Annotated in this window: 14 protein-coding genes; 5 read left to right on the top strand and 9 right to left on the bottom strand. The window is 64.7% G+C overall.

Features of this window, described 5'->3' with window-relative positions:
* Positions 1 to 29: 29 nt before the first annotated feature.
* Positions 30 to 635 carry a DUF2147 domain-containing protein gene (locus BRAS3843_RS00070; RefSeq protein ID WP_085966881.1) on the bottom strand — a complete coding sequence of 202 codons (606 nt, stop codon included), beginning with the start codon at positions 633 to 635 and terminating at the stop codon, positions 30 to 32.
* A 101-nt stretch (positions 636 to 736) separates the two neighbouring features.
* Here BRAS3843_RS00070 and hpnO point away from each other — a divergent pair, with 101 nt between their 5' ends.
* A complete protein-coding gene (gene hpnO / locus BRAS3843_RS00065) occupies positions 737 to 2,128 on the top strand; it encodes an aminobacteriohopanetriol synthase HpnO (protein WP_035980407.1) in 1,392 nt (463 codons plus the stop codon).
* A 133-nt stretch (positions 2,129 to 2,261) separates the two neighbouring features.
* Here hpnO and BRAS3843_RS00060 read toward each other — a convergent pair whose 3' ends face one another.
* The 4 genes from BRAS3843_RS00060 to BRAS3843_RS00045 all read right to left on the bottom strand — a co-directional run bounded on the left by BRAS3843_RS00060 (position 2,262) and on the right by BRAS3843_RS00045 (position 4,984).
* Positions 2,262 to 3,035 (bottom strand): anti-sigma factor, encoded by a 774-nt coding sequence (locus BRAS3843_RS00060; RefSeq protein ID WP_008966612.1) that lies wholly within the window; start codon positions 3,033 to 3,035, stop codon positions 2,262 to 2,264.
* Positions 3,032 to 3,586 (bottom strand): sigma-70 family RNA polymerase sigma factor, encoded by a 555-nt coding sequence (locus BRAS3843_RS00055; RefSeq protein WP_139024675.1) that lies wholly within the window; start codon positions 3,584 to 3,586, stop codon positions 3,032 to 3,034. Before BRAS3843_RS00055 ends, BRAS3843_RS00060 begins: the two co-directional genes overlap by 4 nt.
* A gap of 97 nt (positions 3,587 to 3,683) precedes the next feature.
* On the bottom strand, positions 3,684 to 4,016 hold the full coding sequence (locus BRAS3843_RS00050; RefSeq protein WP_008966610.1) for a cupredoxin family copper-binding protein: 333 nt from the start codon (positions 4,014 to 4,016) through the stop codon (positions 3,684 to 3,686).
* A 14-nt stretch (positions 4,017 to 4,030) separates the two neighbouring features.
* Complete coding sequence (locus BRAS3843_RS00045) at positions 4,031 to 4,984, bottom strand: metallophosphoesterase (RefSeq protein WP_008966609.1); 954 nt, start codon at positions 4,982 to 4,984, stop codon at positions 4,031 to 4,033.
* Positions 4,985 to 5,502: 518 nt separating this feature from the next.
* Between BRAS3843_RS00045 and BRAS3843_RS00040 the strand changes: the two genes are divergently transcribed.
* Positions 5,503 to 7,239, top strand: a complete 1,737-nt coding sequence (locus BRAS3843_RS00040) for an adenylate/guanylate cyclase domain-containing protein (protein ID WP_008966608.1) — start codon at positions 5,503 to 5,505, stop codon at positions 7,237 to 7,239.
* A gap of 278 nt (positions 7,240 to 7,517) precedes the next feature.
* Here the strand turns inward: BRAS3843_RS00040 and BRAS3843_RS00035 are convergent, their stop codons facing one another.
* Positions 7,518 to 9,137 (bottom strand): GMC family oxidoreductase N-terminal domain-containing protein, encoded by a 1,620-nt coding sequence (locus tag BRAS3843_RS00035; RefSeq protein ID WP_008966607.1) that lies wholly within the window; start codon positions 9,135 to 9,137, stop codon positions 7,518 to 7,520.
* A 176-nt stretch (positions 9,138 to 9,313) separates the two neighbouring features.
* Between BRAS3843_RS00035 and BRAS3843_RS00030 the strand changes: the two genes are divergently transcribed.
* On the top strand, positions 9,314 to 10,483 hold the full coding sequence (locus tag BRAS3843_RS00030) for a M20 aminoacylase family protein (RefSeq protein ID WP_008966606.1): 1,170 nt from the start codon (positions 9,314 to 9,316) through the stop codon (positions 10,481 to 10,483).
* Between the two features lie 90 nt (positions 10,484 to 10,573).
* Here BRAS3843_RS00030 and BRAS3843_RS00025 read toward each other — a convergent pair whose 3' ends face one another.
* The 3 genes from BRAS3843_RS00025 to BRAS3843_RS00015 form a co-directional block, all read right to left on the bottom strand.
* Positions 10,574 to 12,196, bottom strand: a complete 1,623-nt coding sequence (locus tag BRAS3843_RS00025; RefSeq protein ID WP_008966605.1) for an inorganic phosphate transporter — start codon at positions 12,194 to 12,196, stop codon at positions 10,574 to 10,576.
* Positions 12,197 to 12,343: 147 nt separating this feature from the next.
* Positions 12,344 to 13,816 carry a UdgX family uracil-DNA binding protein gene (locus BRAS3843_RS00020; RefSeq protein WP_008966604.1) on the bottom strand — a complete coding sequence of 491 codons (1,473 nt, stop codon included), beginning with the start codon at positions 13,814 to 13,816 and terminating at the stop codon, positions 12,344 to 12,346.
* Positions 13,817 to 13,862: 46 nt separating this feature from the next.
* Positions 13,863 to 15,101: a putative DNA modification/repair radical SAM protein gene (locus tag BRAS3843_RS00015; protein WP_008966603.1), complete on the bottom strand. Its 1,239-nt coding sequence runs from the start codon at positions 15,099 to 15,101 to the stop codon at positions 13,863 to 13,865.
* A gap of 175 nt (positions 15,102 to 15,276) precedes the next feature.
* Between BRAS3843_RS00015 and BRAS3843_RS00010 the strand changes: the two genes are divergently transcribed.
* Both BRAS3843_RS00010 and BRAS3843_RS00005 read left to right on the top strand, forming a co-directional pair.
* Positions 15,277 to 16,089, top strand: a complete 813-nt coding sequence (locus tag BRAS3843_RS00010) for a hypothetical protein (protein ID WP_008966602.1) — start codon at positions 15,277 to 15,279, stop codon at positions 16,087 to 16,089.
* The gene (locus tag BRAS3843_RS00005) at positions 15,983 to 17,575 is read left to right on the top strand and encodes a DNA polymerase Y family protein (RefSeq protein ID WP_008966601.1); all 1,593 of its coding nucleotides are present in this window, start codon (positions 15,983 to 15,985) and stop codon (positions 17,573 to 17,575) included. The genes BRAS3843_RS00010 and BRAS3843_RS00005 overlap by 107 nt, the downstream gene beginning before the upstream one ends.
* The last annotated feature ends 125 nt before the right edge of the window (positions 17,576 to 17,700 follow it).

The following is a 17,700-nucleotide window of genomic DNA, read 5'->3' as shown; positions in this document are numbered from 1 at the left end:
CGCTCATGCTGTTTGCGGATCTGCCTGCGCTAATGAGCGTGGGCGACCTCCGGCAGTACGCAGATGTCGCCGACCTGATCGCCGGGCTTCTTGGCGGCTGTCGCCGCCGCGACGGCCGTCTTCGGGGCCGGAGCGATCGGTTTCTGTGTACCTTTCGCCATGCTGTTGACGGGACTCGAGGGGATCGGCGGAGCGACGCGCGTCCAGGTCTCGCCGCCGCAGAGGAAGCCGAGCACGCATCCTTTGATTTCAAGGTGATCGGAATCAAGCGGCGTGATTGTGGAGCTGTAGAGTTGCCCGTCTTTGGCGTTGTAGACTTGGCCTTCCCACTGATCGGCGCCAGCCTTCTTCTTCATGTCGATCAGGATCGCCATGCCGAGCGTCGGCCGGCTCTGCTTGGCAGAATCCGGATTATGGGTATCGCGCCCGCCAGGCGTCTTCTCCCAGGCCACGACGCCCCACATGCTGCCATTACATTGTGCTACGCGGATGTTGGCGACACCATCGGCCACCCGCCAGTCCCCGGTCGGGTCGGCGGCGAAGGCAGGCGAAAGATGGGAAGAAAATCCTACTGCGAACAGCACACCAGAACATGATATGACTGTCCGCATGAGAGATTTGGGGCGGTGCAACATTGGCTGAAACCCGTGCTTGCTTTGATGGTGCGAATGGGGGCAAAACGCCGCATTGCGCGTTTTCAGTTGACGAAACGTCCATCAACCGAAGTATGTAGCCGATGCTAAAATCCAATCTAGACGTTTCCGAGATGTTTGTGGAGCGCCAGGCGCAGCGCAGTTCCATGCACTCTCGGCATCTGAACGAGCAGCTGGTCCGCGTCCTCAAGACGATCGGCTACGACGTGGGCTTTCAGAAGGGGCAGGGGCAGTACCTCTACGACCGTGAGGGCGCTCGTTATCTCGATCTGTTGAGCGGATTTGGCGTCTTCGCGATCGGCCGCAATCACCCGACATTGCGTGACGCTCTCAAAAGCGTCCTCGACAGCGACCTGCCGAATCTGGTGCAGCTCGACGTCTCGACCTTGGCCGGGGTGCTCGCCGAGCGGCTGCTCGAATATGTGCCATATCTGGATAAGGTGTTCTTCGCCAATTCCGGCGCCGAGACGGTTGAAGCCGCGATCAAGATCGCGCGTGGCGCGACCGGGCGCCCCGGGATCGTCTATTGCAGCCATTCCTATCACGGCCTGACCTATGGCGCGCTGTCGCTGACCGATGATTCGAACTTCCGTGCCGGCTTCGAGCCGCTGCTGCCCGGTTGCACCGCGATTCCTTTCAACGATCTTGCCGCGCTCGAACAGGCGCTGTCGTCGCGCGAGATTGCAGCCTTCATCGTCGAGCCGATCCAGGGCAAGGGCGTCAACATGCCCACCGACGAGTTCCTGCCCGGCGCGGCCGCGCTCTGCAAGAAATACGGCACGATCTTCATCGCCGACGAGATCCAGACCGGCATGGGGCGCACCGGCCGGTTCCTGGCGGTGGAACACTGGAATGTCGAGCCCGACATGGTGCTGCTGTCGAAGGCGCTGTCCGGCGGGCATGTCCCGGTCGGGGCGCTGCTGACGCGCAAGGCGATCTTCGACAAGATTTTCAACCGGATGGATCGGGCGCTGGTTCATGGCTCGACCTTTGCGAAGAACGACCTCGCGATGGCTGCCGGCATCGCCACGCTGGAGGTGATGAAGGCCGAGAAGCTGATCGAGGCTGCTGCGAAACGCGGCGCCGAATTACGCCTGGCCCTGACGCGGATGGTGCCCGGCTACGAGCTGCTCAAAGAGGTTCGCGGCAAGGGCCTGATGATCGGCGTCGAGTTCGGCCCGCCGAAATCGCTGCGGCTGAAGGCGTCCTGGAACGTGCTGGAGAGCGCGAACAAGGGTCTGTTCGTGCAGCTGATCACCGTGCCCTTGTTCAAGGATCATAAGATCCTGACCCAGGTGGCCGGTCACGGCCTGCATACGGTGAAGCTCTTGCCGCCGCTCACCATCACGGAAGAGGACTGCGCCTGGATCGAGCGCGCCTTCGACGACGTGATCGCGCAAAGCCACAAGGTGCCCGGCGCAATCTGGTCGCTCGGCAAGACCCTGGTCGACAACGCCATTCGCAAATCGGCGTGAGGCGGATTCGACCGTAGGGTGGGCAAAGGCGCGAAGCGCTGTGCCCACCGATTGAACGGCTTCAAAAGATTGGTGGGCACGCCTTCGCGCTTTGGGCTAGGGCGCAAAAGTCGCTTTGCCCATCCTGCCGACATCATCCCTCCTTGTTCACGCGCATTGCGGTCTCGAACTTCTCTCCGAACTCGTTGAGCTCGTCGGCGCCGATGTCGCTGATCGCCCAGAAGTTCAGCCCGCGCTCGCTCCAGCTTCGGATGTTGAAGCCCTGGATCGTATCCATCCGCGTCGTCCGCCGTTCTGTGCTCGACGTCTGCGCCACGAACAGATTGATGATGTGCTGACGACGGCGATAGACCACGGCGCCGATCGGGCGGGCATCGACATAATCGAGCCGGCCACCGATCAGGGTGAACCCCAGCGCGGTGAGGTCGATCACCGGCGGCGCCACGTCGAGCCTGCCGTTGAACCAGGGCTTGACGGTGTGCTGATCGGTCGACAGCACGTCGGTGAGGTGGCCGGCTTGCAGCGAGCGTAGATGCGCCGAGACGATTTCGGCTTCGATGCGCTGCTGATCGTCCTTGCTGATCACGATCGCGACCAGTCCGGTCGCGGCCAGTGCCGAGACCACCGACCCCATGGCAAAGCCCTTCAGCACCGAGCGGCGACTCGGCGGCGCGGCCACTGCCGGCAGCGCGGGCAGCGCATCTTCGATGCGCCGCCGCAGTTGCGGCGGTGCCTTGAAGCCGAGATCCGCGCGGGCGAGCGCCTCTGTCATCTCTCTGATGGCCGCCAGCTCGGCCGTGCAGTGCGGACAGCTCGCGACATGTGCTTCCACCTCGCTGGCGTGGCCGGCATCGAGCTCGCCATCGGCGAGCGCATGGATCAGGATGTTGGCCTCCTCGCAGGTCATTCCGAAGACTCCTCTTCCGCCAGCCAGGCGGCGCGCAGCATCGCGCGGGCGCGGGCGAGGCGGGACATCACCGTGCCGACCGGCACGCCGGCGCTGTCGGCGATCTCGCGATACGACAGGTTGTTGACCTCGCGCAGCACGAAGGTCTCGCGAAACGGCTCGGCGAGCCGGTCGATCAGCTTGCGGATCGCCGAAGCGTCGCGCTCGCGCAGGATCGCGCCTTCCGGCGTCTCCTGGCTCTCGTGCCACAGCGGCGGTTTGTCGGCTGCTTCCGGCGCGTCGTCGATCGCCTTGAGCTTTGCACTGCTGCGCCGGGCAAATTCGGTGTGGCAGACATTGCGCAGGATCGCAAACAGCCAGGGCTTCATCGCCGGGCCGCGATAGGTGTGGAAATGCTTGAACGCGCGCAGGTAGCACTCCTGCACCGCGTCCTCCGCATCGGTCGGATCGCGCAGGAGATAGCGCGCCAGCGTGTAGACGTCGTCGAGATAGGGGAGCGCCAGCTCGCGGAAGCGTCTGTTACGCTCGGCATCCTCGTCGGACCTGTTCAGCGGCATCGTCTGCGGACCAGCTTTCGTGGAAGCGGGGGGCACCCGGCCGGGGGCGAGCCTCCGGCCGGAAGATATGCTGATGCCTTGATTTGGCGCGCTACTCAACCTTGATCATCCCGGTCATGTGCGGGTGCAGCGAGCAGAAATATTTGTAGTCGCCGGCCGCCGCGAAGGTGAAGGAGAAGCTGTCGTCGCTATCCAGCGTCTTGGAGCGGAACTTTCCCGCCGACACCACCGTGTGCGGAATGTCATCATGGTTGGTCCAGGTCACGGTGTCGCCGATCTTCACCTTCACCTCCGGCGGATTGAAGGTGAAGTTATCGATGACGACGGCAGCCGTCTGGGCCTGCGCCTTCCGGGCCGTCGGGGGCAGCAGAACAGCGACCGCGGTGAGGCGGACGCCGTGGAGGAGAATATCGCGTCGATTCATCTCGTAAGCGTCCCTTAGCCCTGCAGCGGTGTGTCGATGATGGCGAGCCGCTCGTCACCCAGCTTGAAATTGACGCTGGCGATGCCGAGCAGGCTGCGCAGCCTCGTGTCCTCGACCTTCATCGGTCCGGGCGAGGGCGCGCTGCCCGGGGCCGGTTGCGGGAAGGCGGTGGAGCGCGCGGTGTGGAAGGTGACGTTGCCTTCGACCTTCTGCATCACCTGATGGATATGGCCGTTGAGCACGGTGACGGAGCCGAAGCCCTTCATATAGTCGAGCGCACGAGCGCCGTCCTCGGTGCCCCAGCCCCATTGCGGATACACGGTCCACAGCGGGATATGCGCGAACACCACGATCGGCGTCGACTTCGAGCGCCCCTTGAGATCGTCCTCCAGCCACTCAAGCTGCTCGGCGCCGAGATTGCCGAGGCCACCGGCCTTCAGATCCACGACGTTGACGAGCCCGATGAAATGCACGCCATTGGCGTCGAAGGAATACCAGCCGGCACCGCGGGTGCCCTTGCCGTAGCGCTCCTTGTAGAGCTTGACCTCCTCATCGAGAAAATCATGTTCGCCCGGCACATAATGCACGTCGAGCCTGGCCTGCGAGATGATGCGGTCGGCATCGTCGAATTCCGCCGCCTTGGACAGATGCGAGATGTCGCCGGTGTGGATCATGAAAGAAGGCTTCACCGGGATGGCGCTGACCTTCTGGATCGCCTCTTCAAGCGTGCCGAGCGCATGCGGATTGGCCGGCTTGTCGAAGCCGACATGGCTGTCGCTGATCTGCAGGAAGGTGAGGCCGGAGGTCTGCGCGGCTTTCTCGGCGGCCTGCGCCGCATCGACCAATCCGAGTGAGCGGGGCACGCCTCCCGCGATGGTCCAGAGCACGCCGGTGCCGGCCCAGGTCATGCATTCCAGCACTTTACGGCGGCTGACGCCGCTGTCCTCATCGTGATCGTGATGACTCATCGCGCTCTCCTTTCGGCCCGTAATTGGGCTTGCGGGCGAGGAGATCGGGGAGGGCGGCGGTTTATTCCCGGCCCATCACTTGGACAGGACCGATGACGCTTTCGTGAGATCCGAACCTTGCTCGGGCGGCTGGGAGGCTGCAAAGGGCGTGCGCCAAGGCACGTTGGGGTGACAGGCCGACAACGGGCGCGGTCTTGTCCCCGATCTTCTCGAACCGCCTGCGCGCCACCGTTCCGTCTTGCAACCGTCAGCCGATTGTCAGCTCCGCCCGCTAACCTTGTCCCGTTCAGAGCTTCAGTATCGCGTCGTGCCGCCCGCCTCGCGCGGGCGGCATTGTCGTCTGGTTCGGGCCATTGCGCTCATTTGGCGCCGATGGCTCGATCGCCAGGGGAGCCGCGGCGAAGGCGCGCCAACCGATTTTCTTTCGCGATCAATGGTTTGTTAGTGCTCTTCGATTCCGAAGTTCGCAAACGGGTTTGCCGCGATACGATACGAGCTTCGGAATCGGGGCTCTCATCATGTTTCGGAAATCGATCAGGCAGAAGATCATCGGGATTGCGGCCGGACTGATCATCCTCGCCGTGATCACCTCGCTCCTATCGATGGTGCTGGCCAACAGGGTCGGCCATCTGCTGGATGAGCTGACGACCAAATACATTCCGGCCTACGGTCACCTGGCGCGGGTGAACATCAAGTCGCTCGAACGCTCAATCGCGCTGCGCCGGATGATGGGCGCCCGGATGATGGAGGCGGCGCCGGACCAGGCGTCCTATACCGAGCAGCTGAAGCGATTCCAGAACCTCGATGCTGATGTCGCCCGTGAGGCCGCGGCAGCGCGTCAGCTCATCAATGCGATCGTCGACGATCCCTCTACACCGTCGGACAATGCTGCGCTGGGCCGGCTCGATGCGAGGATCGAGGCGACGGCGACCGATCTGCGCCGTCGCGTGAACGAGGAGAGTGCCCGGGTGATCCAGCGGCTCGACGCGCGCGATTTTCCCGACGCCGCCCGCATGATGACGGGAATCGATCAGTTGCGGGACGAGTTCAACGACCGGATCGACAGCATACGCGCGGACATGCTGGGCCAGGTCCAGGCCAGTGCCGCCACGGTGATCGGTGAACAGCGGCACGCGATCGCGATTTCGGGCGCGGTGACGGCAATCGCCTCGGTGCTGGGCTTCGTGTTCGCGATGCTGGTCGGCACCGGCATCACCCGGCCGGTGCTGCGGCTGCTCGAAGGGACTCGGGAGGTCGAGGCTGGCCGCCTCGACCAGCCGATCAGCATCACGACCAGGGACGAGATCGGCCAGCTTTCCGCGGCTTTCAACCGCATGGTCGAACGTCTCAGGCAGAACCAGCGGATCAGGGAGACGTTCGGCAGATATATCGATCCGCGGGTCGCTGAAGGCCTGCTCGATCAGCCGGCGCTCGCGGCCGCCGACGGCCAGCGCCGCACCATGACCGTGATGTTCTGCGACATGAAGGGATTTACGAGGCTCAGCGAAGGCGTGACGCCGCAGGGGCTGGTCAAGATCATGAACCTGTATCTGTCGACCATGTCGGAGCCGATCCATGCGCATCACGGCATCATCGACAAATATATCGGCGACGCGATCATGGCCTATTGGGGACCGCCTTTCGTCGATGAGGCCCAGCAGGCGGATCTCGCTTGTCTGGCGGCGGTCGAGATGGTGGGACGCATCGCTGGCCTGCGCAAGGCGCTCCCCGAACTGCTCGGCGTCCGCACGATTCCGGCCGAATGCGACCTTCGGATCGGGATCGCGACCGGGGAGGCCCTGGTCGGCAGCATCGGCTCGGCGTTCATGATGAACTACACCGTCATGGGCGCCACGGTGAATCTGGCGTCGCGCCTGGAAGGCGCCAACAAGCTCTATGGCAGCCGCTGCCTGATATCGCAGGCGACAGCTGAAGCGGGGGCGGCGGTGATCGAGGTGCGAGAGATCGACAGCATCGTCGTGCTCGGTCAGACGCAAGCCCAGACCGTGTTCGAGATCATGGGCGCGAAAGGCCGGTTGACGCCGGAGCAGGAACTGCTGCGCGATCGTTATGGTGAAGGCCTCGCCGCCTATCGCGCGCAGCGCTGGGACGAGGCGCTCGCGGGCTTTGCGGCGACGCTCGAAGTGGTGCCGGGAGATGGTCCGTCGCTGGCATTGGTCGCGCGCATCGAAGGCCTGAAGCAAAATCCGCCGCCTGCGGACTGGGACGGAGCGTGGCGTTTGGAGCGGAAATAGGTCGTTTGAGATGTTGCAGGCGTTGCTCTGTCGTCGTGCCCCGCGAAGGCGGGGCACCCAGTACGCCGCGGCCTCTCGATTCATCACCGCCGCCGGCGGCTACTGGATCGTCCGCCTTCGCGGACGATGACGGCGGTGATGATGCACCGGCCTCAGGACGATGAGATGTGCCGAGACATCGACCTAAATCACCCGTCATCGCAAGTGCAGACGATGACAGCGGGAGTGAATACGACGGAAGATATTTGGCTGGACTCGTTGGCCTGAAGCGACACCAACTACTTCCCATCCTCCAAAATCATCGAAGCCGCCTTCTCCGCGATCATCGCGGTCGGGGTGTTGGTGTTGCCCGAGGTGATGGTCGGCATGATCGAGGCGTCGGCGACGCGCAGGCCCTCGATGCCGTAGAAGCGCAGGCGCTCATCGACCACGGCCATGGGGTCGTCGGCCGTGCCCATCTTGGCCGTGCCGACGGGGTGAAAGATAGTGGTGCCGATGTCACCGGCCGCTTTCGCCAGCGCGGCGTCATCGTTGCCGACGGCGGGACCAGGCAGGAATTCCACCGGATTGAAACGTGCCAGTGCCTTCTGCTTCATCAGCCGGCGTGTCACCCGGATGGCGTCCGCCGCAACCTGGCGGTCTTCCTCCGTCGCCAGATAGTTCGGCGCGATGGATGGCGCGTCGTCGGGCTTGGCGGAGCGGACGCGCACGGTGCCGCGCGAGGTCGGGCGCAGGTTGCAGGCGCTCACCGTGATCGCCGGAAAGCGGTGCAGGGGATCGCCGAACTTGTCGAGCGACAGCGGCTGCACATGGAATTGGATGTTGGCGCGGTCGCGCGTCGTGTCGGAGCGGGTGAAGATGCCGAGTTGCGACGGCGCCATGGTCAGCGGGCCGCGCCGGCGGAAGGCGTAATCGAGCCCCATCAGGCCGCGGCGGACCAGCGAATAATAGGTCTCGTTCAGCGTGCGGACGCCCGAGACCTGGTAGATCGCGCGCTGCTGCAGATGGTCCTGCAGGTTGCGGCCGACGCCGGGCTTGTCGAGCACGATGTCGATGCCGAGCGAGCTGAGCCAGTCGGCCGGCCCGATGCCGGAGCGGTGCAGCACCTGCACCGAACCGATCGAGCCGGCGCTCAGGATCATTTCGCCTTTGGTGCGCGCTTCGATGGTCTCGCCGTTCTGCCGGAAGCGCACGCCGACCGCACGTCCGTTCTCGATGATCAGCCGCTCCACCAGCACATGCGTCTCCAGCCGCAGGTTTGGCCGCTTCAGCGCCGGCTTGAGAAAGCCGCGCGCCGATGACCAGCGCCGGCCGCGCTTCTGGTTGACGTGGAAATAGCTGACACCCTCGTTGTCGCCGGTGTTGAAGTCGGGAATCCGTCGGATGCCCATTTCCGCCGCGGCGTCGCCGACCGCGTCGAGGACGGCCCAGGACAGGCGCGGCGCCTCGATACGCCAGCCGCCGCCGGCGCCATGATGCTCGCTTTCCCCGAGGAAATGGTCCTCCAGCCGCCGGAATACCGGCAGCACGTCCTGGTAGGACCAGCCGGCCAGACCCAATTGGCGCCAGTGATCATAGTCGGCGGCCTGGCCGCGCATCGAAATCATGGCGTTGATGGCGGAGCAGCCGCCGATCACCTTGCCGCGGGGATAGGCCAGCGAACGGCCATTGAGGCCGGGCTCGGCCTCGGTGCGGAACATCCAGTCGGAGCGGGGATTGCCGATCGCGAAGAGGTAGCCGACCGGAATATGGAACCAGATCCAGTTGTCGTTGCCCCCGGCCTCCAGGATCAGCACGCGCTTGGTCGGGTCGGCCGAGAGCCGGTTGGCGAGGATGCAGCCGGCCGTGCCGGCGCCCACGACAATATAGTCGAAATCTCCCTCGAGTTGCCTTGGCATCGGCGTCCTTCCCTGGTCCCTTTGCAGGGGGTTTTAGTCAGCAGAGTGCAGGCGGGACAAGCCTTTCGTCCAGTCGATGGCTGACCTGCATGGATGGTGCGCCCCAGGCCGGTTAGGCGGTGCATCTTTTGCATGCTACACAGGCCTTCACGCCAACAAAGGTCACGAGAATTTTTATGCCTATCGTCAACCGCGTCGCCGATCTGCAGCCCGATATCCAGGCCTGGAGGCGGGATATCCATTCTCATCCGGAGCTGCTCTACGACGTGCACCGGACGGCGGCCTTCGTGGCCGAACGGCTGCGCGAGTTCGGCTGTGACGAGGTCGCCACCGGGCTCGGCAAGACCGGTGTCGTGGGCGTGATCAAGGGCAAGACGCCGGGCAATGGCGAGGTCAAGGTGCTCGGCCTGCGCGCCGACATGGATGCGCTGCCGATCGAGGAAGCCACTGGCCTGCCTTATACCTCCAAGAACCCGGGCATGATGCATGCGTGCGGCCATGACGGCCACACGGCCATGCTCCTGGGGGCGGCGCGCTATCTTGCCGAGACCCGCAATTTCGCCGGCGAGGTGGCGGTGATCTTTCAGCCGGCCGAAGAGGGCGGCGGCGGCGCACATGCCATGATCAAGGACGGGTTGATGGAGCGCTTCAAGATCGACCAGGTCTACGGCATGCACAACGGACCCGGTCTCCCGGTCGGCGCGTTCGCGATCCGGCCGGGTCCGCTGATGGCGGCGACCGATAACATCGACATCACTATCGAAGGGCATGGCGGCCACGCCGCCAAGCCGCACAACTGTATCGACTCGCTTCTGGTCGGGGCGCAGCTGGTCACGGTCCTGCAGCAGATCGTGTCGCGCAATGTCGATCCGCTGGAATCGGCGGTGGTCTCGATCTGCGAATTCCACGCCGGCAATGCCCGCAATGTGATTGCGCAGAGCGCGACGCTGCGAGGCACGGTGCGGACCCTGTCGCCGAAGATCCGCGACCTCGTCGAGCAGCGGGTGCGCGAGGTGGTGGCAGGCACGGCCCAGATCACCGGCGCCAAGATCGATTTGAGCTACACCCGCGGCTATCCGGTCACGGTCAACCATGCCGAGCAGACCGAGATCGCGCTGCAGGCGGCAAGAGAGGTGGCAGGCGAGGCCAATGTGCATGAGATGCCGCCGATGATGGGCGCGGAGGATTTCTCCTACATGCTGGAGGCGCGGCCTGGCGCCTTCATCTTTATCGGCAACGGCGATTCCGCCGGCCTGCATCACCCCGCCTACAATTTCAACGATGAGGCGATCGTCTACGGCACGTCCTACTTCATCAGGCTCGTCGAGAACACGCTCGCGGCCTAGTCGGCAACATCTGCGAGTTCCGCACTCGCCAACAAAAAGCCCGCGTCGGATGACACGGGCTTTCGTTTCTGCGGCGTTGGTCGCAGCCACTCAGAACAGCTGCACGAAGATGAAGTACAGGAAGCCCGACAGCATCATCGCGATCGGCAGGGTCAGCACCCAGGCCATCGCGATGTTGCGGATCGTCGACCATTGCAGGCCCGAGCCATTCGCCGCCATGGTGCCGGCGATGCCGGACGACAGCACATGGGTGGTGGAGACCGGCAGGCCGTAGCCGTCCGCCGCCGCGATGGTGGCGGCCGCGGTGATTTCCGCGCAGGCGCCCTGGGCATAGGTCAAATGGGTCTTGCCGATCTTCTCGCCGACCGTGATCACGATGCGCTTCCAGCCCACCATGGTGCCGAGGCCGAGCGCGATGGCGACCGCGATCTTCACCCAGGTCGGGATGAACTTGGTCGCGTTGTCGAGCGAGCCCTTATAGGCGTTGAAGGTGGCGATGTCGGCGGCTGAGAGGTCGGCCTCCTTGTCCTTCATCAGGAAGCGGATGGCTTCGGATGTCAGATACATGTCATTGCGGGTATTGCCGACCGCTTCAGCCGGCAATTTCGCCAGCGAGCCGTATTCCTTGACCTGCTTGGCGATGTCGCGGACCAGCACCGCCAGCGATGGAAAGGTGCCCTCGTTGATCTGGCGTGCCGCGACATAATTCGTGACCGCCGGGCGCGGGTCGCCGAGCACGTTGTAGCCGGCGGCCCTGGCCTCGATCACCTTGCTCGCGGCCTCCGAATTGCTGATGAACTGCTCGATTTTGCTATCTGCCATCGTGCGATTGAGGGCGTAGGCGGTGGGCACGGTGCCGATCAGGATCAGCATGATCAGGCCCATGCCTTTCTGACCGTCATTGGAGCCGTGAAAGAAGCTCACCAGGGTGCAGGTCAGGATCAGGATGCCGCGGATCCACCACGGCGGCGGCTGATTGCCGACCGGCTCGCCGAACAGCGCCGGCGTCACCCGTGCCAGCACCAGCCGGAGGATGTAGAGCAGCACAGCGGCGAGCGCGAAGCCGAACAGCGGCGACAGCAGCAGCGCCTTGCCGACGGTGGCGGCCTGGGTCCAGTCGACGCCGGAGGTGCCGTCGCGGCCGCGCATCAGCGCGTTGGCAATGCCGACGCCGATGATCGAGCCGATCAGCGTGTGGGAGGAGGAGGCCGGCAGGCCGAGATACCAGGTGCCGAGGTTCCAGATGATGGCGGCGATCAGCAGTGCGAACACCATGGCGAAGCCGGCGCTGGAGCCGACCTGGAGGATCAATTCCACCGGCAGTAGCGACACGATGCCGAAGGCCACCGCGCCGGTCGAGAGCAGCACGCCGGTCAGGTTGCACAGGCCCGACCAGACCACGGCGACATGGGCCGGCAGCGAGCGGGTGTAGATGACGGTGGCCACCGCGTTGGCGGTGTCGTGGAAGCCGTTGACGAACTCGAAGCCGAGCGCGATCAGGAGAGCCACGAACAACAGAATATAGGGCACGAAGGTCGTGACCCGCGTGCCGGTGGCCTGGACGTCGGCATAAATGCTGTAGGCGACGAACAGCAGCGCAGCTGCGACCACGCCCAAATAGATGATGCCCGTCAGCGGATGAAAGCCGCGATCGAGATCAGGTCCCTTCTTCAGGGCGGGTTCGATCGAACCCGGCAACGCCATATCGGTCATTGGAATACTCCTCTCCCCAACGATCCGATCTTGCGCGATGCATATGACAAGCGGTTGAACCAAGGGCGCAAATGAGCGCGCGGCAGCTTCAGACTCCGTGCGGTTCCTGAGGCGACGACAGTTTAGCTTTAGAATGATTCAAAGGACTCACGCAGCCCGCGCGGAACGCTTCATTGCGGCGCCTGCGAGTTTCAGGTCCTCGACGAAGCGCTCATATTCGCGCGCCTTGGCCTCGGCGTCCGGCAGGCGCAGCAGATAGGATGGGTGCACCGTCACGATCGCCTTGATCCCGTCGGGCAGCTCCACCACGTGGCCGCGGCTCTTGTTGACCGGCGTGATCTTGCCGAACACCGATTGCGCGGCGGTGGCGCCGAGCGCGACGACCAGGGCCGGGCGGATCGCTGCCACCTCGCGCTCGTACCACTGGCGGCAGGCCTTGATCTCCGGCGTCGCCGGCTTCTGGTGCAGGCGGATCTTGCCGCGGGGGACGAATTTGAAGTGCTTCACCGCATTGGTGACATAGACCTTGGTTCGATCGATGCCGGCTTCTTCCAGCGCACGGTCGAGCATCTGCCCGGCGGGACCGACGAAGGGGTGGCCGGCGAGGTCTTCCTTGTCGCCGGGCTGCTCGCCGACCAGCATGAGCGGGGCGTGCGGCGGGCCTTCGCCGAACACGGTCTGGGTGGCGTTCTTCCACAACGGGCAGGCGCGGCAGTGGGCTGCTTCTTCACGTAACCTCTCAAGATCGCCAGCGTCGTCATAGGCCTTGGATTCCTTGGTTTTCGGCTTGCGCGTCATCGCGGTCTCCTCAACCCGTTTCTGCGGTTTGTGCGGCTCGGTGCCGGGCTCGGCGATCATCGCGCCCGTGCGCTGGGTGGCGGAGGTGATCAGCGGCTTGATCAGGGAGGCCTCGGGCAGGTTCTGCCAATATTTCTTCGGCATCTCCTTTTCCATCGCCTTCACTTTCAGCCGTGCCGGATTGAAAATGCTGGCATAATAGCGCCGCCAGACCTCCTCCAGCCGATCTTCAGACGGCGCTTCAGCTTTGGCGACGCCGGGCGTGAAGCTGACCCGGCTGCCATCCCAATGGGCGCAGAGATCGGGGGTGAGGATCGACCACGGCATGTCGGCGAAGCGGCGGGCGAAGAACGGCGCGGCGAGCTCGACGATGTGGTGTTCCGGCTCGAACCAGGCGACGTAGCGCGTCTCCCGCTCGCGGCCGATCTCGCGAAAGCGGACGAAGGCATGCATCTTGTGCTCGTCCCGGCGCACCGCGCGTGCCATCGCATGGGCCTGCGCGACGTCGGGATCGGTCGCGATCGTCATCAGGTCATGGTTCGACCGCAGCCGCCACAACAGTCGATACAGCAGGCCGAAGCGGCTTTGATCCCGATGCAGGATGGCGGATTGCGCCAGCTCGACGAAGGACGCCGGCACCGAGAACGTCCCTTCGGGGACCTCCGGCAGCTTCGTCTCGGCCTGGTCATCGAACAGATCGGCCGTCTCGCCCTGCACACGCCAGGTCACGTCCGCCGGCTTGACGTTGTTCATCGCCAACGCCCGCGCCGCCTGGCGCCAGCCGTCGAAATCGGTGTCGCTGTCGAGCGTGACGATGTGCATGTGGCGCTTGCTCTCCACTTCGTCATTGCGCCCCTCGCAATGACGGCTAAAATCCAAATCCCAATTGCTGCGGCTTCGGCCGAAGCCGTGTCCGCAAGCCAGCGGCATCGAGAGTGGCCGGTGCCGGACGGTGGTCTGAGAGAACGATGAACGGCAGCGCCTTGTTCCGGATCACATGCAGCCGGGCAAGGTCGGCGAGCCGGATCGAGGTCGAACGGCGCGTGGCAATGATGCGCTCGACCGTGCGGGTGCCGAAGCCCGGCACCCGCAACAGCTCCTCGCGGCTGGCTTTGTTCACATCGAGCGGAAAGCGGTCGCGGTGGCGCAGGGCCCAGGCGAGCTTGGGATCGATGTCGAGCGGCAGCATGCCGGCGCCCTCGTCGACGATCTCCTCGGCGTCGAAGCCATAGAAGCGCATCAGCCAGTCGGCCTGATAGAGCCGATGCTCGCGCACCAGAGGTGGCGCCTGCAGGGGCAGCGCGCGGCTCGCATCGGGGATCGGGCTAAAAGCCGAATAGTAGACGCGCCTGAGCTTGTATGCACCGTAGAGATTGGCTGACGTCGATAAGATCGTGCGATCGTCCGCGCTGTCGGCGCCGATGATCATCTGCGTGCTCTGGCCGGCCGGGGCAAAGCGCGGCGGCCTGGCTTTGCGGATCGTCTTCTTCGCGTCATCGGCTTCATCGAGCTTGAGGCGGAGCCGTCCCATGGTGCGGCGGATCGCGCGCTGGTCCTTTTCCGGCGCGAGTTGTGTCAGGCTTGTTTCCAGCGGCGTCTCGATATTGATGCTGAGTCTGTCGGCATATTTGCCAGCTTCCGCGATCAGCGCGTCATCAGCCTCGGGGATGGTCTTGAGATGGATGTAGCCGCGGAAGTGATGCTCCTCGCGCAGTTTGCGCGCGACTGAGACCACTTGCTCCATCGTGTAGTCGGGGCTGCGGATGATGCCGGAGGAGAGGAACAGGCCTTCGATGTAGTTGCGGCGATAGAAGTCGATCGTGAGCTTCACGACCTCGTCCACCGTGAAGCGTGCGCGCGGCACGTTGGACGAGGCGCGATTGACGCAATAAAGGCAATCGTAATTGCAGGCATTGGTCAGCAGGATCTTGAGCAGCGAAATACAGCGGCCGTCCGGCGCATAGGAATGGCAGATGCCCATGCCAGGCGCGGTCGATCCAAGACCCTTGCCGTCGCTGGAATCCCGCATCTCGGTACCGCTGGAGGCGCAGGAGGCATCGTACTTTGCCGCATCGGCCAGGATCTCCAGTTTACGCGTCAGCTCCATCCTTCTGAATCCCTTTGATTCTCTTAGATGAATCCCATCCGGGGTAATCCCGATTGACTCATCCCGTGACGTTAGCTTTATATTAGAACGTATCATGAACAAAGAGGTTCGTTGCGGGTTCAACTGCCAGGGACTGCAGAGGCTCGTAACGACAGGATGTGAGGAACGGCGACGCATGACCGGCGCACGCATGGACACGCTTGCGCGTTTGCGCAGCCGCATCGCTCGCCTTGAGGCGGGCGAGGGCGCGCTGGACACGCGCCGTGCCGCGCTCGGCCATCACGCGGTCGATGCGACCTTGCAGGGCGGGCTCGCCCTTGGTGCACTGCACGAGGTGTTTGCGCCGAGCGGAGCGCAGGCTGTGGCCGCGACCGGTTTTGTCTTTGGTCTTGCGGCGCGCGTCTCGGCACAGCGGCCGCTGGTCTTTATCCGGCAGGATTTTGCCGAGCGCGAAGGTGGCGCGCTGTCGCCATGCGGGCTGGCCGAGCTCGGGCTTGATCCGCGCACGCTCGTCATCGTGCGCGCGCCCGATCTCGACACTGCGCTCCGCACATCAGCCGATGCGCTCGCCTGCGATGCGCTCGGCGCGGTGATGCTGGAGGTGTGGGGCGAGACCAAAAAGCTCGATCTCGTCGCCAGCCGCAAGCTGACGCTGGCTGCGCAAGCCTCGGGGGTTACCGCGCTGGTGCTGCGGACTGCCGCCGAGCCCATCCCTTCGACCGCGGAGACGCGCTGGATCGTGCGCACCGCGCCCTCGTTGGCATCAGCACCTTTAATGCCTGCGGCGCCTTGGGCCGCCTGGGGGTCGCCGCGCTTCGACGCCGAACTCATTCGCAACCGTCACGGCCAGACCGGGCGATGGATCATGGAGTGGAGCTGCGATGACCAGTGTTTCAGCCAGCCGGCGGCGGATTCTCAGCCTGTGGCTGCCGCGCCTGCCGATCGACCGCATCAAGCGAAAGCTGTCATCCACAAGCGCTACGCCTGATGACGGCAAGCCGAATGTCGTCGTCATCAAGGACGGCAACGCATTGCTGATCCATTCGCTGGACGATGTCGCGGCGCGCTATGGGCTCTCGCACGGCTTGCCGCTCGCCAATGCGCGCGCGATCTGTCCCGACCTCGTGGTGCACGAGGCCGATACTGCGGCCGACGCCAAGACCTTGGAAGACATCGCCGATTGGTGCGACCGTTTCACGCCGCTGGTGGCGCTCGATCCCCCGCATGGTCTTGCGCTCGACATCACCGGCTGTGCCCATCTGTTCGGCGGCGAGGCCATGCTGATGAAGCTTCTGTGCGACGCGCTGACCGCGCGCGGCTTCACGGTGTCAGCCGCGATCGCCTCGAATGCGATCTGCGCCCGCACCTTGAACCGCCATGTCCATGGCCGCATCGTGCCCGATGGCGAGGAGGCGGCGCTCGTCAGCCCGCTGCCGGTGGCCGCGCTCGGCGCCGGCGAAGCGATCACGCTGGGCCTGCGTCGCGCCGGGCTGAAGACGATCGGCGATGTCGCATCCCGCGGCCGTCACGAGATATCAGCGCGCTTCGGCAGCGCCTTCACCCGCATCCTGGCGCAGGCGCTGGGCGAGGGCGATGCGCCGATCAGCCCGCGGAAAACCCCGCCGGACTACATCGTCGAAAAGCGCTTTGCCGAGCCGGTGGCGACCGACACCGTGATTGCCGCAAGCCTCTCCAGCCTTGCCGCCATGCTGGTGGCGGCGATGGCGCAGCAGGGCAAGGGCGCGCGGCGGCTGGAGGCCTATTTCTTCCGCACTGACGGCGTGGTGCGCATGATCGCAATCGACACCGGCCAGCCGGTGACGGAGACGCGCGTGATCGACCGGCTGTTTCGCGAGCGGCTGGACGCGTTGAGCGATCCGCTCGATCCCGGCTTCGGCTTCGACCTGATCCGGCTGTGTGCCAGCCGCAGCGAGATCGTGGTGCAGGAGCAGCGCGATCTCGACGCCCATGTCCATGACAATGACGAACTCGCCGCACTGATCGACCGCATCGCCGCGCGGATCGGGGGCAAGCGTGTCGTCGTGCATCTGCCGGAGGATACCCATATTCCGGAACGTGCGGCGCTGCCAATGCCGGCGCAGCAGCACCTCGCCGCGGCCTTGCACGCGGACTGGCCGGCGCGCGTCGAGAGCGAGCCGCCGCTGCGGCCCTTGCGCCTTTTTGATCGTCCCGAAGAAATCCAGGTGGTCGCCCAAGTGCCTGATGGTCCGCCTGCGCGCTTCGTCTGGCGGCGCGCCGCGCATGCGGTGGTACGCGCCGAGGGGCCGGAACGGATCGCGATGGAATGGTGGCGGCCGGAGGGGCAGGGGCTGACGCGGGATTATTTCCGCATCGAGGACGAGCATGGCCTGCGGTTCTGGCTCTATCGCGACGGGCTCTATGATCGCGAGATCGATCCGAAGACGGGCAAGCCGGTGCAGCCCGCCTGGTATATGCATGGTCTGTTCGCATGAGCGCGCGGGTGATTGCACACATCTCGCGGCGGCCTCGCTGCTCACCCTCTGGCGGGCCAGTGAGCGCACCTCTCTGGGAGTTGGATTCGGGCACTTGCAGTGCGGGCGGTGCGCTCCCTCGCCCC

Origin of the sequence: Bradyrhizobium sp. STM 3843 (assembly GCF_000239815.1) — a bacterium.
Taxonomy (GTDB): Bacteria; Pseudomonadota; Alphaproteobacteria; order Rhizobiales; family Xanthobacteraceae; genus Bradyrhizobium.
Note: the sequence above shows the minus strand (reverse complement) of the source record. Positions and strands in the feature narration are given on the sequence as shown.

Coding starts and splice junctions, on each gene's coding strand:
- BRAS3843_RS00040 (WP_008966608.1), top strand. CDS start 5,503: ATGTTTCGGAAATCGATCAGGCAGAAGATCATCGGGATTGCGGCCGGA.
- BRAS3843_RS00030 (WP_008966606.1), top strand. CDS start 9,314: ATGCCTATCGTCAACCGCGTCGCCGATCTGCAGCCCGATATCCAGGCC.
- BRAS3843_RS00015 (WP_008966603.1), bottom strand. CDS start 15,101: ATGGAGCTGACGCGTAAACTGGAGATCCTGGCCGATGCGGCAAAGTAC.
- BRAS3843_RS00070 (WP_085966881.1), bottom strand. CDS start 635: ATGTTGCACCGCCCCAAATCTCTCATGCGGACAGTCATATCATGTTCT.
- BRAS3843_RS00020 (WP_008966604.1), bottom strand. CDS start 13,816: ATGCACATCGTCACGCTCGACAGCGACACCGATTTCGACGGCTGGCGC.
- BRAS3843_RS00050 (WP_008966610.1), bottom strand. CDS start 4,016: ATGAATCGACGCGATATTCTCCTCCACGGCGTCCGCCTCACCGCGGTC.
- BRAS3843_RS00060 (WP_008966612.1), bottom strand. CDS start 3,035: ATGACCTGCGAGGAGGCCAACATCCTGATCCATGCGCTCGCCGATGGC.
- BRAS3843_RS00005 (WP_008966601.1), top strand. CDS start 15,983: ATGACCAGTGTTTCAGCCAGCCGGCGGCGGATTCTCAGCCTGTGGCTG.
- BRAS3843_RS00045 (WP_008966609.1), bottom strand. CDS start 4,984: ATGAGTCATCACGATCACGATGAGGACAGCGGCGTCAGCCGCCGTAAA.
- BRAS3843_RS00035 (WP_008966607.1), bottom strand. CDS start 9,137: ATGCCAAGGCAACTCGAGGGAGATTTCGACTATATTGTCGTGGGCGCC.
- BRAS3843_RS00010 (WP_008966602.1), top strand. CDS start 15,277: ATGACCGGCGCACGCATGGACACGCTTGCGCGTTTGCGCAGCCGCATC.
- hpnO (WP_035980407.1), top strand. CDS start 737: ATGCTAAAATCCAATCTAGACGTTTCCGAGATGTTTGTGGAGCGCCAG.
- BRAS3843_RS00025 (WP_008966605.1), bottom strand. CDS start 12,196: ATGACCGATATGGCGTTGCCGGGTTCGATCGAACCCGCCCTGAAGAAG.